The sequence below is a fragment of the Paenibacillus radicis (ex Gao et al. 2016) genome (assembly GCF_014641555.1).
GTDB classification, from domain to species: Bacteria; Bacillota; Bacilli; order Paenibacillales; family Paenibacillaceae; genus Pristimantibacillus; species Pristimantibacillus radicis.
This window is the reverse complement of the sequence record NZ_BMHY01000005.1, coordinates 2,011-18,103: the sequence shown is the minus strand read 5'-3', so window position 1 is coordinate 18,103 and position 16,093 is coordinate 2,011. Positions and strand designations below refer to the sequence as shown.

Below are 16,093 nucleotides of genomic sequence, written 5' to 3'. Positions count from 1 at the left end.
CCTAGCTGCCTTACTTGCCCAAACAAAACTGCGAGAAGATTTGGTCGATTAGCGAATCGCCTACCTCATCCCCCAGAATTTCACCCAATGACTCCCACGCGGATCGCACATCAATCTGGATCAGATCGATTGGAATTCCGGAATGGGTCGCTTCAATCGCATCCCCAAGCGACTGCTGCGCCCGCTTCAGCAAAGAAATATGCCGAACATTGCTGACATATGTCAAATCGCCTGAATCAAGCTGACCTTCGAAAAACATCGTGCTGATCGTTTTCTCCAGCAGATCGAGACCCTCTTCCTCCAGCACAGACATACGAACGATCGATTCCGGCTTGCACAGCCGCTCGACTTCATCCATATCCAGCTTGCCGCTCAAATCCATTTTATTAATAATGATGATAACCGGACGATCCGCCATCTTCTCCAGCAGCAACCGGTCATCCTCATGCATTTCTTCATTATAATTCAGAACGAACAGAATCAGGTCGGCTTCCTCTAGCGCCGTGTGGGAACGTTCAACACCAATCTTCTCCACTACATCATTCGTTTCACGAATGCCTGCCGTATCAAGCAGTCGCAATGGAATCGGACCAAGCGTTACATATTCCTCTATAACATCACGCGTCGTCCCCGGAATGTCGGTTACGATCGCCTTATTTTCTTGTGCCAGCATGTTCAGCAGCGAAGACTTGCCCACATTCGGCCGCCCTACAATCGCCGTCATAATACCTTCTCTTAATATTTTGCCTTCGTTTGCCGTTTTTAACAGCTTGCCGATCTCATCCAGCGCTTTATCGCTTTGCTCACGAATATAAGCACTTGTTAAATCCTCAACATCATGCTCAGGATAATCAATGTTTACTTCAATATGCGCCAGCAATTCAATAACGGTCTGCCGAAGCGCCTTAATCCGCTTAGACAATGTTCCTTCAGCTTGCTTGCGGGCCACTGAAAAAGCGCGGTCCGATTTGGAACGGATTAAGTCAATAACAGCCTCAGCCTGCATGAGGTCGATTCTGCCGTTCAGAAACGCCCGTTTGGTGAATTCCCCAGGCTCAGCAAGCCGCAGCCCATCCTGCAGCAGAACGACGTCCAGCACCTTCTTCACCGCAACGACACCGCCATGGGCATTGATCTCTACAACATCCTCTGCCGTAAACGATCTTGGACCGCGCATCAAGGTTACAATAACTTCCTCGACCTGCTCCCCCGTTTTTGGATCTGCTATATGCCCGTAATGCAGCGTATGCGATTCGGCCTCACGCAAATCGATTCGCGAACGGAATATTCGTGCTGTCGCCTCGATCGCATCCGGTCCGCTAATCCGTATTATGGCTATGCCGCCTTCTCCAACTGCCGTCGAAATTGCGGCTATCGTATCATATATCACGTGTTTCAGCACCTCTCAAATGGAAAAACAGCAATGACCATAGTAGCCATTGCTGCGAATCGATGTCATTCAGCTATACTGCTCTTTTCCTTCAAGGCAATGACGACGCGCCGGTTTGGCTCATCGCCCTTGCTGTAGGTTTTCACCCTCGGATGGTTTTGCAATTGCGAATGGATAACCTTCCGCTCATGCGGCGACATCGGCTCCAGCACGACCTCTTTCCTCGTGCGGATGACTCTGCCGGCCAGCCTCTCCGATAATTCCTCCAGCGTCTTGCGGCGCCGCTCGCGAAAATCTTCAGCATCAAGTACGATTCTCAGATGGGAATCGGAGTAACGATTTGCAACAATATTAACCAAGTACTGCAACGCATCGAGCGTTTGCCCGCGGCGTCCAATCAGCATGCCGAGATCGCCCCCGCCCGAAATGGACAGCTGCGTTCCTTCTCTCGTTTGTTTCCGTTCAACGGTGACCGATAGTCCCATCGCACTTGCCACTTCAAGAAGAAACTGTTCGGCTTCATTCGTTGGATCAGGTATAAGCTCCAGTTCGACTTTCGCTTCTTTCACGCCAATCAGCCCTAACCCGAACAACCCTCTTGCCGGCTGCTCCAGGACCGATACCTTCACACGTTCCTCGGTTACATTCCATTGCGCCAAACCGCTACGTACCGCATCTTCAATCGTTTTCCCTGATACTACGATTTTCTTCATTTCGCGAGGGCCTCCTTACCCTTGTCAGATGAACGAACGTACAGGAAGTAGTTTTGAACAATTGTGTAGATGTTAGAGAAAATCCAGTACAACGGCAACGCCGACGGGAAATTCAGTGCCATTACAAAAATCAGCACTGGGAATATCGCCAGCATCATACCCATACCTGGCATCGTCTGCGTTTGTTGTTTTTGCATCATTTTGGATTGGATAAAGGTCGTTGCCGCCGCAATCAGCGGAAGTATGTACCATGGTCCCGGCTCCCCGAGCTCCAAGCCCAAAAATTCATGCGTGCGAACCTCTTGGTTCATATAAATTGCATTATACAGCGCGATGAACACCGGCATCTGCACGATAAGCGGCAAACAGCCTGCCATCGGATTCACCTTGTGCTGTTGGAACAGCTTCATGGTTTCTTCCTGCTGCTTCTGCGGATTATCCTTGTACTTTTTCTTAATTTCGGCCATTTGCGGCTGCAGGGCCTGCATCGCTTTGGAGCTGCGATACTGCTTCAGCGTTAGTGGCAAGATGGCTGTCCTTACAATTATCGTAATCAACAGAATAGCCAGGCCGTATGAGCCATGGAACCAATCCGCGAACGTATCAAGGGTCAGCGCAAAATAGTACACAACATTCTTTTGCCAGAAGTTCCCGTTCTGCAAATCTTCCGTGCTTGTCGTCTGGTTAATTTGACCGCCGCATCCAGCGAGCAGTACAACCATAAGCACGAGGCCGAGAACTATTAGCCATTTGCGGTTAACTTTCCGAACCAACATGAAATCTCCTCTCTGAAGGCCAATGCGTTCACCAAAAAAATTGCAGGCTCACAACTTGCCCAAGCCTACACTTTCTGATCTTTTAAACTATACCATAATTTATAGGACAAAGAAACAGTGCTCTTTCCTTGTCCGGCTTCAATGAAACCGCTCTTCCTTACGCAATAAACCTGCCTTTTTCAGCACATGCAAAATGCTCTTTTCAAGCTGCTTCGTTTCCATGTCCACTGCTGGTTTTCTTACTATTAGTATGAAATCGATATGAGGGACGATTTTATCGCCATTCAACCGTACGATTTCCTTAATAACGCGGCGCATCCGATTGCGCACGACGGCATTGCCGATTTTCTTGCTGGCTGATACCCCAAGCCGAAACGGTTCTGCCACCGGCTGCCTGGACCAGTAAACGACGAATTGGCCGTTCGCAAACGACTTGCCCCAGCGATAGATCCGGTTAAAGTCCGCCCTGTTTTTAAGACGCAGTTTTCTTTGCACGACTCCCAATCCTCCGCCTGCCTGCATGGTTCACTTGCCTATCCATTTGCTCGCTATTATTTATCCTTGAAATGCCGATTTTCTGTCCCAATCCTCTGCAGTATCGCCATCAGGGCAAAAAAAAAGACCACCTGACGTGGTCTTCTGCTTATGCGCTAAGAACTTTTCTTCCTCTTTGACGACGCGCCGCCAAAACTTTACGTCCGTTTTTCGAAGCCATCCGTTTGCGGAAGCCATGAACTTTGCTGCGTTTGCTAACATTCGGTCTAAATGTAGGTCTCATTATTCTGCACCTCCCGTACAACATATTCCCTGTATATCACGATCGGCATTCAGCCCTCGTCCAAGTCCGAAAACATCACCGTTCGCACAAAATACGCTTTTTTTATTAAACCACGCGAAGGGGAAAAAGTCAATCCGATGCTTCCCAGCCAAATATTGTGGATAAAAATAGGCATAGGTCTGAATTCTTATCAAATTAATAACATGTGCATAATTTTTTAGGTATTTAGGCGAACCTTGTCGAAATGGTAACAAGATATAAACAATATCTAGTGTTGTACATAACTTCTATACACAAGCTATTGAATATGTGGATAAAATCCCGCAATTCGTTGAAATATAAGGCATCTTTTGCTATGATTAATATGTTTTCGATGTGGATATGATCATTCCATCCCCATTTTTATCAACAACCTGTGGATAAGATTGTGAACAAAACAATCCCCTATTTATAACTCTTCCATTCATGATCCTGCATATTGTGGATGTATTCGTTCTAATAAAGGTTATTTCGACATGTTTTGGCTTAACTGCGCCCGCCTGGGCGATTTTTGATAAGGAGTGACGTCTGTGGACAGCCATACCTATGATTTATGGCAACAAGTGTTGTCAATCATCCAGACGAAGCTTAGCAAGCCAAGTTTTGATACTTGGTTCAAAGCGACTAAAGCTTCTTTTGTTGATGACTCTCTGCTGGAAGTTACGGCACCGACAACCTTTGCCGCGGAATGGCTGGAAGGCCGTTACACAAAATTAATCCGCACGACGCTTTTCGAATTTTTAGGCCGGCAGGTCGATGTCCGTTTCTCTATTGAAGAAGCGAGAAGTCCGGAGGCGGCAGCCCCTATTTTTCCGAAAATCGTTGAATCACCTGTTGTACATGAAGAAGGCCATTCCCATATGCTCAATCCCAAATATACGTTCGATACGTTCGTCATCGGCGCAAACAACCGTTTTGCGCACGCTGCGTCGCTTGCCGTCGCCGAAGCGCCGGCAAAAGCCTACAATCCGCTGTTTTTATACGGCGGCGTTGGACTTGGCAAAACGCATCTGATGCACGCGATCGGACATTATATTATGGATCATAATCCGAGCACCAAAATCATGTATATTTCGTCCGAGAAATTCACCAACGAGTTCATTAACGCGATTCGCGACAACCGCGGGGAAAGCTTCCGAAACAAATACCGCAATATCGACGTGCTGCTCATCGATGATATTCAATTTCTGGCCGGAAAGGACGGAACGCAGGAAGAGTTTTTCCACACGTTCAACGCCCTGCATGAGGAACGAAAGCAAATCGTCATCTCCAGCGACCGGACGCCGAAAGAAATTCCGACCTTGGAAGAACGGCTGCGTTCCCGCTTCGAATGGGGACTTATCACCGATATTCAGGCGCCTGACCTGGAGACACGGATCGCTATTTTGCGCAAAAAAGCGAAAGCGGAAAACCTCGACATTCCGAATGAAGCGATGGTCTACATTGCCAATCAGATTGATACGAACATCCGTGAGCTGGAGGGCGCGCTCATTCGCGTTGTCGCCTATTCGTCTCTGATCAACCAGGATATTTCTTCGCATTTGGCCGCGGAAGCGCTTAAAGATATTATTCCCTCAAGCCGGCCGAAAATGATTACGATGAACGACATCCAGCAAAAGGTTGGAGAGTTCTACGGGCTGCGTATGGAAGACTTCAAAGCGCGCAAGCGGACAAAAGCCGTTGCGTATCCGAGGCAAATCGCGATGTATCTCTCCCGTGAACTAACCGACTATTCACTTCCGAAAATCGGCGAAGCATTCGGCGGGCGGGACCATACGACAGTTATTCATGCACATGAGAAAATCACCCAGCAATTGAAGATTGACCAGGATCTTTACAAAATACTGCAGAACCTTACGGAGAAGATCAAAAATCATACGTAAAAGTTATGCACGCCTATAGGGAAAACCAAGCAAGCCTATGCACACGATATGCACATGTGGATAGGCTTGCTTTATCCGTGTTCCAGGCGGTTATCCACATATTCAGGCCGCCTACTACTTCTACTACTATTTTTTTTAATAAAAAGAACATCAATAAGGGGCGAAAACGCCCTTAGGCTTCGCCTTAAAAAACAGTACAACGGAAACGTTTGAGTTCAGGATGACTTTTCGCAGATTTTATCCATAACTATGATCTGAAAGAGATCAAAAAATGAAATCAAGAATGGCAGCATGGACCAAACGTTGCAGTGAAGCTGTGCTTTTAGAAGAAGCCTACGGCGATCGGCCCAACCTATCCCCTGATTTAGGAGTGAAGACATGAAATTAATGATTTCCAAACATGAACTGAACGAAGCGATTCAACAAGTATCGAAAGCAGCGTCCTCAAGACCGACCATTCCGATTCTCGGAGGCATCAAAATCGAAGTTACCCATCAAGGCGTAACGCTAACAGCAAGCGATACGGATATTTCGATCCAAAGCTTTATTCCGGTAGAACGCGATGACATCGTTAACGCACATGTGGATAAGCCCGGAAACGTCGTTCTTCCCGCTAAGTTCTTTGTGGAAATCGTTAAGAAGCTTCCTTCCGACAATGTGGAGATTGAGGTTGGCGCCCACTTCCAAACATCGATACGTTCTGGATCAACCGATATTCAAATGGTTGGCCTTGATCCTGAGGAATTTCCAGTTCTGCCTTCCATTGAGGCGAATGAACTTTTCCAAATGCCAGGTGATTTGTTGAAATCGATGATTCGTCAGACCGTCCTTGCCGCTTCTACCAATGAGCAAACGCCAATATTGACCGGTGTTCTTTGGGGATTGCATGAACAGCAGCTAAAATTCGTGGCGACCGACCGCCACCGCTTGGCGAGCCGTACCGCTCACGCCGAGACGGCAATGGACTATCGTTTCAACAATGTCGTTATTGCAGCCAAAACGCTGAATGAATTGTCCAAGCTCATTCCGGAGCAGAACGGACTTGTTGATATCGTCGTAGCCGACAACCAAGTGTTGTTCAAAATCGGCAACGTATTGTTCTACACACGTATGCTGGACGGAACTTATCCGGATACTTCTAAGATTATTCCGCAGCAGTTCAAAACAGAACTCGTCCTGGATACGAAAAAAGTAACCGATGCAATTGACCGTGCGTATTTGATGTCACGGGAAGAAAAAACGAATATCGTTCGTCTCACGACGCTTGAAGATGGAACGATCGAAATTTCTTCGAGCTCCACAGAGCTCGGCCGTGTAACGGAGCAGCTCGAGCCTTCGCAATTTACGGGAGATCCGCTGCGCATCGCGTTCAACTCCAAATATATGCTGGACGTGCTTAAAGTCATCGACAGCGAAAATATTTCGCTTGGCTTCAACGGGGCGATGAGTCCCATCGTGATCAAGCCAACGGATCATGCTTATAACACGTACGTGATTCTTCCTTACCGTACGACAGGTTAATTGTTTACCGGCAAGGCCAGGGAAAGAGACAGAAAGGAAGGTGACAGGCCATGAAGGAAGTCGCCATTCGGACGGAATATATTACGCTCGGCCAGTTTTTGAAGCTGGCGGATTGCATAGCAACAGGCGGACATGCAAAGTTTTTTTTGCAGGAGAACGAGGTTCATATTAACGGTGAGGCCGACAATCGGCGCGGCAGAAAGCTGTACGTAGGCGACCGTGTTGAAGTCGAAGGCTGTGGCGTCTTTACGGTTATTGGAGCGTAAGCCAGCAGTGAACCGGGAGGACGAGCGAAATTGTTTCTAAACAGCATTCAGCTTCAAAATTACCGCAATTATGGACAGTTGGAGCTTCGGACGGACAATCAGGTCAATTTATTCGTCGGGCCAAACGCACAAGGAAAAACGAATTTGCTGGAGGCGATCTTCGCCCTCGCGTTAACCAAATCGCATCGGACTTCCAAGGATAAGGAGCTGATCGGCTGGGAAGCCGATTCAGCCCGCATTCATGGTGAGGTCGAGAAACGGTATGGAACCGTCAAGCTGGATTTGATGTATTCCGCGCAAGGGAAGAAAGCTAAGATTAACGGATTGGAACAGCGGAAGCTCAGCGACTTTATCGGATCGTTGAATGTCGTCATGTTCGCACCGGAAGATCTGGAGATTGTAAAAGGAACGCCGGGGGTACGGAGACGGTTTCTCGATATGGAAATCGGCCAAGTGCAGCCCGGCTATTTGCATACGCTGCAGCAATTCAACAAAGTGCTCGTGCAGCGCAACAATTTCTTGAAAACCGCATCCCCTGGCGGGCAGCAGCAGACGATGCTGGAAGTGTGGAATGCACAGCTTGCTGAGCATAGTGTTAAAATTATGAAAAAAAGGAAACACTTTATTCATAAATTGCAGCGTTGGGCCGAGCAGATTCATTCCGGCATTACGGCGGGCGGCGAGCGCCTCACTATCGAGTACCGCCCGTCCTTTGACGGCGGCGGATCGGAAGATGAAACTGTTTTATTTGAACAATTTATGTTAAAGTTATCACAAGTGAAAGATCAGGAGATTCGGAGAGGCATGTCCCTTGTCGGACCGCATCGGGACGACCTGGCCTTCTTCATCAACGGCAAAGAAGCGTCCGTATACGGTTCGCAAGGACAGCAGCGCACAACCGCCCTTTCGTTGAAATTGGCCGAAATCGAGCTGATTTGCGAGGAAATCGGGGAATATCCGCTGCTTCTTCTGGATGATGTGCTGTCCGAACTGGATCAGCATCGCCAGACGCAGTTGATTGAGACGTTTCAAAGCAAGGTGCAGACGTTCATCACAACGACGGGACTGGAGAGCGTCAATATTAGCAAGCTGAAGGATGCCGGCATCTATGATGTGCGGGCAGGTCATGCCACGCGCACTTAGGCGCATACATGGGGGAGGCGGAGGATATGTACATCCATTTGGGCGGCGAGAAAATCATCAGGGCTGCCGAGCTGGTAGCTATTTTCGATATATCTATAGAGCAATCCTCCAAGCTATCCAAGCAATTCGTTGCCGGAGCCCGCAAACGAAAAGACGTAGAGACGATTGGCGAGGAAGAACCGAAATCAATCGTCGTTACGAAGAATAAAATCTATTATTCGCCGATATCATCCTCGACATTGAAGAAACGAGCCCATCATTTTGCGGCGAATGGCTGACGCTTATCGAATAACGCTGAACGGAATTGCCGCTATTCAAGCAGGCATGCGCGTGTAAGCTTGGCGAACAGGAAGAGCAGTTGAGAGGAGAGTAGAGCACGAATGTCAGTAAATCAGCAGCAAAATTCGTACGATGAGAGTCAGATACAGGTACTGGAAGGTTTAGAGGCGGTACGGAAACGTCCAGGTATGTACATCGGCTCCACAAGCGGCAAAGGTCTTCACCATCTGGTCTGGGAGGTCGTCGATAACAGTATTGACGAAGCACTGGCCGGTTACTGCGACAAAATTCAAATTTTCATACATGATGACAACAGCATTACCGTTATTGATAACGGACGCGGCATTCCGGTCGGCGAGAACGCCAAGCTGAAGAAATCGACGCTTGAAGTTGTCATGACCGTCTTGCACGCAGGCGGCAAATTCGGCGGCGAAGGCTACAAAGTATCCGGCGGGTTGCACGGTGTTGGCGTATCCGTAGTGAATGCTTTGTCGGAGCATGTTACCGTTACCATCAAGCGTGACGGCCATATGTACCAGCAGGAGTACCGCCGCGGCGCGCCGCAATACGATGTGAAAGTGATTGGTGATGCGACGGACACCGGAACGACAACACGCTTTAAGCCGGATCCTGAGATTTTTACCGATACGACGATTTACGAATATGAAACGCTGCAGACTCGCGTCCGCGAGCTTGCATTTCTGAATAAAGGCATCGAGCTCGTCCTGACGGATGAGCGTACCGGCGTCAGCAACACGTTCAAATACGAAGGCGGCATCATTGAGTTCGTTAAGTATTTGAACCGCAACAAGGAAGCTTTGCATGAGGATCCGATCTTCGTGGAAGGCGCGAAGGACTATATACAGGTTGAGGTCGCACTCCAGTACAACGATGGCTATAGCGAGAACCTCCATTCCTTTGCAAATAATATCAACACTCATGAAGGCGGTACGCATGAATCCGGCTTTAAGAGCGCCTTGACGCGTGTTATTAACGAATATGCGCGCAAGACGAATCTGATCAAAGAAAATGATAACAACTTCTCCGGCGATGACGTGCGCGAGGGTTTGACTGCGATTATCTCGGTCAAAATTCCTGAGCCGCAGTTCGAAGGCCAGACGAAGACGAAGCTCGGCAACAGCGAGGTTCGCGGTATTGTCGAATCGCTTTTGGCTGAGAAGCTGCAGGAATTTCTTGATGAGAATCCTGGCGTATCTCGGAAAATCGTGGAGAAAGGCCTGCAAGCAGCCCGAGCTCGTGAAGCGGCACGGAAAGCGCGCGAACTGACAAGACGCAAGAGTGCGCTTGAAGTCAGCTCATTGCCAGGCAAGCTTGCCGATTGCTCCTCCAAGGATGCGGCGATCAGCGAGCTGTATATTGTCGAAGGTGACTCCGCCGGCGGTTCGGCTAAGCAAGGCCGGGATCGTCATTTCCAAGCGATCTTGCCGCTGCGAGGCAAAATATTGAACGTAGAGCGGGCCAGACTGGACCGCATCCTGGGCAATGCTGAGATTCGCGCGATTATTACGGCGCTTGGCACCGGTATTGGCGACGATTTCGATCTGTCCAAGGCGCGTTACCATAAAATCATTATTATGACCGATGCTGACGTCGACGGCGCACATATTCGGACGCTTATGTTGACTTTCTTCTTCCGCTACATGCGTAAAATCATCGAGGCCGGCTTTATCTATATCGCACAGCCGCCGCTCTTCAAGATTGAGCGCAACAAAGTGATTCGCTACGCACAATCCGAGAAGGAACGCGATGATATTATGGCGGAATTCGGCGAAGGCACGAAAATCAATATTCAACGGTATAAAGGTCTTGGAGAGATGAACGCGTCCCAGCTGTGGGAGACGACGATGGATCCGGAGAGCCGCACGATGCTCCAGGTTACGATCGAAGACGCGATTGAAGCAGACGTCATCTTCGACACGCTGATGGGCGACAACGTTGAACCGCGCCGCGATTTCATTCAGGAGTTCGCTAAAAACGTTAAAGATCTGGATGTTTAAAACAAACCGAAAAGGCCCCGCCATTCTCGAAAGAGATGCGCAGCCTTTCTGACAGAGCCGTCCGCTGGCAGCGGGCGGCTATTTTTTACGGGTGCTTTTACGGCGGTATCGGCCATAGCCGACCGCATATCGATAAATGCGGCGAAAGATCGTTTTATCCGCCAGCTTGCGGAAGATGAACGGATCCGGGCAAGTGTTGACCTCAAGGATCCAAGGGTGGAAGTCGGTATCAATAGCGATGTCGATGCCGATTTCTTTTATACGAGGATAGGTTTGCTGCAACGCTCGAACGATAGTCAAGCCTAGCGTATTCAGACGTTCTCTATATTGCTGCTGCTCGTTTGCATCCATATGCGTCGACATCAGTTTCTCAAAAGACATGGGTGTCCCGCCGCTGTGATAGTTCGTGACGATTTTGGCTGGATGGGAGAGACGTCCGATGATGCCGGTTACTTCCCAATTGCGGCTCAAGTTCTTCTGTACCATAACCCGGATGTCGAAGCGGCGTTCCTGATGCTTCAGCAGATGAATGCCGCGCTGAACGATATAACGTTTTTTAGCCGTATGCCTTTTGAGGCTCCAGAAAAGCTGGTCGAAATTTGAGAAGCTCCGAATCGTCGTATTCAGTTGATACTTGTAGCCGGTTTCCGGCGGGGGAAGCTTTTCCACACGGATGACGCCTTTGCCGTAAGTGCCGTTGTTAGGCTTCACATAAATCATCTGGTAATGCTCCAGCATAACGAATAGAGTTTCTCGACTATAGTGCTGCGTCTCTGGAATATATTCTTGCATCTGTTCGAGCTTCAACAGCGCATTCGTCTTCGCCCATTTGCTAGTGACGCGTTGGATGGACAAGCGGCTTTCTCCTCTCGTAATTACCTGTAGATCTGCAAACTGCGAAACGTTGCCAGAGGACGGCAAATGGCCGTTTTATGCGACGTTATTGCGAATCAGGCAGAGACAGACTTTGGATTGAGTGGTATAATGGAAGTTGGGTCTGTTTATTTTATGGCAGCATTAAGCTATCGAAAACTGTGATATACCTATTTTTTTCATAAAAAAGTATAGGTTTTAGTAAGTTAGGCCGTTTTTGATAGAGAGCTAGACCGCTTCGCAATGCGAAATATGGCGTGCGAGGGTTTAACAGTACCCAGTTTGTGAAAGTAATATAATGGTTATCGTGATTTAAGGATGGAAGATAGATGACGTCAGGGAGGTAAAACATGGCGGAAGAACAACAACGTTCGCAAATAAAAGACCGTGAAATCGGAACAGAGATGCGTGATTCCTTTATGAGCTACGCGATGAGTATCATCGTGAGCCGCGCTCTGCCCGATGTAAGGGATGGTTTGAAGCCCGTGCATCGCCGTATTTTGTACGCAATGTCGGATCTCGGCATGGCCGCGGACAAGCCGTTTAAGAAATCGGCAAGGATCGTAGGCGAAGTTATCGGTAAGTACCATCCGCACGGCGATTCCTCTGTTTATGAGGCAATGGTACGGATGGCGCAAGATTTCTCGATGCGGTACATGCTCGTTGACGGGCATGGCAACTTCGGTTCGGTAGACGGCGACATGGCTGCAGCAATGCGGTACACGGAAGCGCGTCTGTCCAAAATCGCGATGGAAATGCTTCGTGACCTGAACAAAGAAACAGTTGATTTCATACCGAACTACGACGGTGAAGAGAAAGAGCCTGCCGTCCTGCCAGCCCGGTTCCCGAACCTGATGGTAAACGGCGTAACAGGCATAGCAGTCGGTATGGCGACGAATATTCCGCCTCATAACTTGGGAGAAGTCATTGACGGCGTTCAAGCGCTGATTGAGAATCCCGACATTACACCCCTTGAACTGATTGAATATGTAAAAGGACCTGACTTCCCGACTGCTGGTTTCGTCATGGGACGTCATGGCCTTCGTCAAGCTTACTTGACCGGCCGTGGCACTGTTACGATGCGGGCAAGGGCGACGATTGAGGAGAACGGCAACAACAAGGCGCGCATTATCGTGTACGAGTTGCCTTATCAAGTCAATAAAGCTCGTCTAGTAGAGAAGATTGCTGAGCTTGTGCGCGAGAAGAAGATCGACGGGATCACTGATCTCCGTGATGAATCCGATCGCAACGGCATGCGGGTTGTTATCGAGCTTCGCCGCGATGTGACGCCTAGTGTCGTATTGAACAACCTTTACAAGCAAACGCAAATGCAGGCCAATTTCGGCATCAACATGCTGGCGCTTGTAAACGGCGAGCCGAAAACACTGAACTTGCGTGAAATGCTGTATCACTATTTGCAGCATCAAATCGAAGTTATCCGTCGCCGTACGGAATTCGAATTGAAAAAAGCAGAAGCCCGCGCTCACATTCTGGAAGGCTTGCGCATCGCGCTCGATCATTTGGATGAAGTTATCGCGCTTATTCGGGCGTCGCAAACAGCGGATATCGCACGCGAAGGACTCATCGAGCGTTTCGCGCTGAGCTACGACCAGGCGCAAGCGATTCTCGACATGCGTCTGCAACGTCTGACAGGCTTGGAACGCGACAAGATCGAAGCGGAGTACGCAGAGCTTCAGAAGAAAATCGCCGAATACAAAGCGATTCTTGCTGATGAGCAGCTCGTGCTCAACATCATTAGCGAGGAGCTTGCCGAGCTGAAAGAACGTTTCGGCGACGAGCGCCGCACCGAAATTACGATTAGCGAAGAAGAGATCATGGATGAAGATCTCATACCGCGTGAGGATGTTATTATTTCGGTTACGCACAGCGGCTACATCAAGCGTCTGCCGGTTACGACTTACCGCAGCCAGAAACGGGGCGGCAAAGGCGTAGTGGGCATGGATACGAAGGAGAACGACTTCGTCGAGCATCTTTTTGTATCCAATACGCATCACTACTTGCTGTTCTTTACGAACAAAGGCAAGGTGTACAAGCTGAAAGCGTACGAGATTCCGGATCTGAGCCGGACCGCACGCGGCACGCCGATTATCAATTTGATTCAGATCGAGCAGGGTGAGACGGTCAATGCCGTTATTCCGGTACAGGAGTTTGATGCCGAGCATTACCTGTTCTTCGCTACCCGCCAAGGCGTCGTGAAGAAAACACCGCTCGATGATTATATAAATATTCGCAAAGTTGGCTTGATCGCGATTTCGCTTCGTGAGGATGATGATCTGATCGGCGTGAAGTTGACCGACGGCAATCAGGAAATCGTGATGGGTACGGCGCAAGGGATGTCGATCCGCTTCTCCGAGCATGACGTTCGTTCGATGGGACGTTCGGCAACTGGCGTGAAGGGCATCCAGCTCGACGACGACGATGTTGTAATCGATATGGATGTTGTCGTGAACGACAACGATGTGCTGATCGTTACGTCCAAAGGCTATGGCAAACGGACGCCGATGAGCGAATACCGGATCCAGAATCGTGGTGGTAAAGGGATCAAGACGCTCAATGTTACCGACAAGAACGGGCCAATCGTCAGTCTGAAGGTTGTATTGAACGATGAAGACTTGATGATTATGACTGCATTCGGCACAATGATTCGTACGAGCATGGAAGGTATCTCCACGATGGGCCGTAACACGCAAGGCGTGAAGCTGATTAATACCCGCGAGGATGATACTGTAGCGACGGTAACTCGCGTTGCCCGCAGCGAAGAGACAGATGAGGAAATCGACGAAATCGAAGGTGCTGAACAGCAAGAGCAAGCTTCGATTGAGGGCGGAACTGAAACGATTACCGACGCGGATAACGATTCCGCCGAATAGACGGTCCAATAGCGACAGATTGATTACGGGGAGGGGACCGGTATGATGAACGTACCATTATCACAGGTGAAGTTAGGCGATAAGCTTGGCGAAGATGTCCTCACCCCGCATGGCGGAGTATTGTTTCATAAAGGGAAGATCGTAACGTCTCGCGAGCTTGATATTATGCAGGCATTTCTTGTCTCAGCAGTTATCGTTGATTCACCTATAGCCGCTGCAGTCAAACCTAAGGGTGAGTCGCAGCCGGAGTCGAATCAATCGAAACAGGCAGTATCATCGCCGTTGCAGGATGAATACGAGAAGACTTTTGTACTGTTGAAGCGGGCATTTAGCCAATTCAACCCCGGGTTTCCTTTTCCGATTTTGGATATTCGGACACAGCTTGAGAAGCTGCTTCAGCAATTGCCTAGTTACAACGTACTGACCTTTGCGCCACGCAGCTTTAATGAGGAGGATTACTGGCTTCATAACAGCGTCGCGTGCGCGATGACTTCGTATTTAATCGCCCAATGGGTGAAGCTGCCGCAAAAGGATTGGATGCAGGTTGCGCTTGCCGGTTTGCTGCATGATATCGGGAATATTCGTATCGATCGTTCGATACTGATGAAGCCTACCAAGCTGACAGCGGAAGAGCAAGAAGAAATTCAGCGGCATCCGTTGTTAGGCAACCAGCTTCTCAAAAATATCGCGGCGCTTAACGATGGGGTTAAGCTGTCCGCTCTGCAGCATCATGAACGTGTCGATGGCAGCGGCTATCCGCTGGGGCTCGATTCTTCCTTAATCCATCCCTATGCGAAGGTTGTTGCAATTGCAGATATCTTCCACGCAATGACGCTTAACAAGTCTTACCGTAAGGGAGCTTCGCCGTATGTTGTTCTCGAGCAGATACAAAGCGATTCCTTCGGTAAGCTGGAGCCGTCCTATGTGCGGATATTTATTGAGAAGGTTACGCAGTTCCATAATGGTACACTCGTTCGCCTAAGTGATGATAGGGTCGGCGAGATCGTTTTTTCAGATGCGATGCATCCGACCCGGCCATGGGTTAACATCAATGGTGAAATCATTAATCTATCCATTGAACGGCAACTGCATATTACAGAGGTCGTTCGATAGAGCCTTGCAACCCGTCAGAATTCATTCTGGCGGGTTTTTTATTTAAGGCATCTCTTCTATGGTATATAAAGCTGAGTAATGAGGAGAGAGTTCCGATTGGCAATGGCTGCGCTGGTCCTATGTTGCAGTGGCTGCCGTCCGTTTCTTCTGTACATCCGGAGCTTTCTGGTATGGAGGGTAACCTGAGTCTTGCGGCGGCCATTGATTACTGATGTTTTATGAATAGAGGGTTCGGGTAAATAGGAATAGGAGCGAGTAAGGTGCTAGCCATGTATAGTGGGCTTTATGAAGCTATGTTGGGAGATGAGCGATGGTTGAGTGAAGCCATATAAATGCTATGTTTTTAACAGGACGGAAAGGCCGATCTTCCATAGTATAGAGAGTGTATATAGAAGAATTAAAAAAGAATG

The 16,093-nt window shown here is 48.9% G+C and carries 14 protein-coding genes; 8 read left to right on the top strand and 6 right to left on the bottom strand.

Translation table 11 applies throughout. The features are described 5' to 3' along the window. Window positions 1–10: 10 nt before the first annotated feature. The 5 genes from mnmE to rpmH form a co-directional block, all read right to left on the bottom strand. On the bottom strand, window positions 11–1,390 hold the full coding sequence (gene mnmE, locus IEX98_RS14185; protein ID WP_188889878.1) for a tRNA uridine-5-carboxymethylaminomethyl(34) synthesis GTPase MnmE: 1,380 nt from the start codon (window positions 1,388–1,390) through the stop codon (window positions 11–13). A gap of 65 nt (window positions 1,391–1,455) precedes the next feature. Next, window positions 1,456–2,103: an RNA-binding cell elongation regulator Jag/EloR gene (jag, locus tag IEX98_RS14180; RefSeq protein WP_188889877.1), complete on the bottom strand. Its 648-nt coding sequence runs from the start codon at window positions 2,101–2,103 to the stop codon at window positions 1,456–1,458. After that, on the bottom strand, window positions 2,100–2,879 hold the full coding sequence (locus IEX98_RS14175) for a YidC/Oxa1 family membrane protein insertase (RefSeq protein WP_188889876.1): 780 nt from the start codon (window positions 2,877–2,879) through the stop codon (window positions 2,100–2,102). Before IEX98_RS14175 ends, jag begins: the two co-directional genes overlap by 4 nt. Before the next feature lie 138 nt (window positions 2,880–3,017). Next, window positions 3,018–3,374 carry a ribonuclease P protein component gene (gene rnpA, locus IEX98_RS14170; protein WP_042169855.1) on the bottom strand — a complete coding sequence of 119 codons (357 nt, stop codon included), beginning with the start codon at window positions 3,372–3,374 and terminating at the stop codon, window positions 3,018–3,020. A 148-nt stretch (window positions 3,375–3,522) separates the two neighbouring features. Further along, on the bottom strand, window positions 3,523–3,657 hold the full coding sequence (gene rpmH, locus IEX98_RS14165) for a 50S ribosomal protein L34 (protein WP_081735485.1): 135 nt from the start codon (window positions 3,655–3,657) through the stop codon (window positions 3,523–3,525). A 569-nt stretch (window positions 3,658–4,226) separates the two neighbouring features. Between rpmH and dnaA the strand changes: the two genes are divergently transcribed. The 6 genes from dnaA to gyrB all read left to right on the top strand — a co-directional run bounded on the left by dnaA (window position 4,227) and on the right by gyrB (window position 10,806). Further along, window positions 4,227–5,579 carry a chromosomal replication initiator protein DnaA gene (gene dnaA, locus IEX98_RS14160; protein WP_188889875.1) on the top strand — a complete coding sequence of 451 codons (1,353 nt, stop codon included), beginning with the start codon at window positions 4,227–4,229 and terminating at the stop codon, window positions 5,577–5,579. A gap of 378 nt (window positions 5,580–5,957) precedes the next feature. After that, window positions 5,958–7,100 carry a DNA polymerase III subunit beta gene (gene dnaN, locus IEX98_RS14155; protein WP_188889874.1) on the top strand — a complete coding sequence of 381 codons (1,143 nt, stop codon included), beginning with the start codon at window positions 5,958–5,960 and terminating at the stop codon, window positions 7,098–7,100. A 50-nt stretch (window positions 7,101–7,150) separates the two neighbouring features. Next, entirely contained in the window at window positions 7,151–7,366 is a 216-nt protein-coding gene (gene yaaA, locus IEX98_RS14150) for a S4 domain-containing protein YaaA (protein WP_042169866.1), read from the top strand. Window positions 7,367–7,396: 30 nt separating this feature from the next. Next, complete coding sequence (gene recF / locus IEX98_RS14145; RefSeq protein WP_188889873.1) at window positions 7,397–8,509, top strand: DNA replication/repair protein RecF; 1,113 nt, start codon at window positions 7,397–7,399, stop codon at window positions 8,507–8,509. A gap of 26 nt (window positions 8,510–8,535) precedes the next feature. Continuing rightward, complete coding sequence (remB, locus tag IEX98_RS14140; protein WP_042169874.1) at window positions 8,536–8,787, top strand: extracellular matrix regulator RemB; 252 nt, start codon at window positions 8,536–8,538, stop codon at window positions 8,785–8,787. Between the two features lie 102 nt (window positions 8,788–8,889). Next, a complete protein-coding gene (gene gyrB / locus IEX98_RS14135; protein ID WP_188889872.1) occupies window positions 8,890–10,806 on the top strand; it encodes a DNA topoisomerase (ATP-hydrolyzing) subunit B in 1,917 nt (638 codons plus the stop codon). 78 nt (window positions 10,807–10,884) lie between these two features. Here gyrB and IEX98_RS14130 read toward each other — a convergent pair whose 3' ends face one another. After that, window positions 10,885–11,661 carry a YheC/YheD family protein gene (locus tag IEX98_RS14130; RefSeq protein WP_188889871.1) on the bottom strand — a complete coding sequence of 259 codons (777 nt, stop codon included), beginning with the start codon at window positions 11,659–11,661 and terminating at the stop codon, window positions 10,885–10,887. A gap of 368 nt (window positions 11,662–12,029) precedes the next feature. Between IEX98_RS14130 and gyrA the strand changes: the two genes are divergently transcribed. Both gyrA and IEX98_RS14120 read left to right on the top strand, forming a co-directional pair. Beyond that, window positions 12,030–14,570, top strand: a complete 2,541-nt coding sequence (gene gyrA, locus IEX98_RS14125; protein WP_188889870.1) for a DNA gyrase subunit A — start codon at window positions 12,030–12,032, stop codon at window positions 14,568–14,570. 42 nt (window positions 14,571–14,612) lie between these two features. Further along, a complete protein-coding gene (locus IEX98_RS14120) occupies window positions 14,613–15,683 on the top strand; it encodes an HD-GYP domain-containing protein (protein WP_188889869.1) in 1,071 nt (356 codons plus the stop codon). The last annotated feature ends 410 nt before the right edge of the window (window positions 15,684–16,093 follow it).

Excerpts from the sequence above, each read along its gene's own strand:
- rpmH (WP_081735485.1), bottom strand. The coding sequence starts at position 3,657 with ATGAGACCTACATTTAGACCGAATGTTAGCAAACGCAGCAAAGTTCAT.
- IEX98_RS14120 (WP_188889869.1), top strand. The coding sequence starts at position 14,613 with ATGATGAACGTACCATTATCACAGGTGAAGTTAGGCGATAAGCTTGGC.
- yaaA (WP_042169866.1), top strand. The coding sequence starts at position 7,151 with ATGAAGGAAGTCGCCATTCGGACGGAATATATTACGCTCGGCCAGTTT.
- gyrB (WP_188889872.1), top strand. The coding sequence starts at position 8,890 with ATGTCAGTAAATCAGCAGCAAAATTCGTACGATGAGAGTCAGATACAG.
- remB (WP_042169874.1), top strand. The coding sequence starts at position 8,536 with ATGTACATCCATTTGGGCGGCGAGAAAATCATCAGGGCTGCCGAGCTG.
- IEX98_RS14175 (WP_188889876.1), bottom strand. The coding sequence starts at position 2,879 with ATGTTGGTTCGGAAAGTTAACCGCAAATGGCTAATAGTTCTCGGCCTC.
- jag (WP_188889877.1), bottom strand. The coding sequence starts at position 2,103 with ATGAAGAAAATCGTAGTATCAGGGAAAACGATTGAAGATGCGGTACGT.
- dnaN (WP_188889874.1), top strand. The coding sequence starts at position 5,958 with ATGAAATTAATGATTTCCAAACATGAACTGAACGAAGCGATTCAACAA.
- gyrA (WP_188889870.1), top strand. The coding sequence starts at position 12,030 with ATGGCGGAAGAACAACAACGTTCGCAAATAAAAGACCGTGAAATCGGA.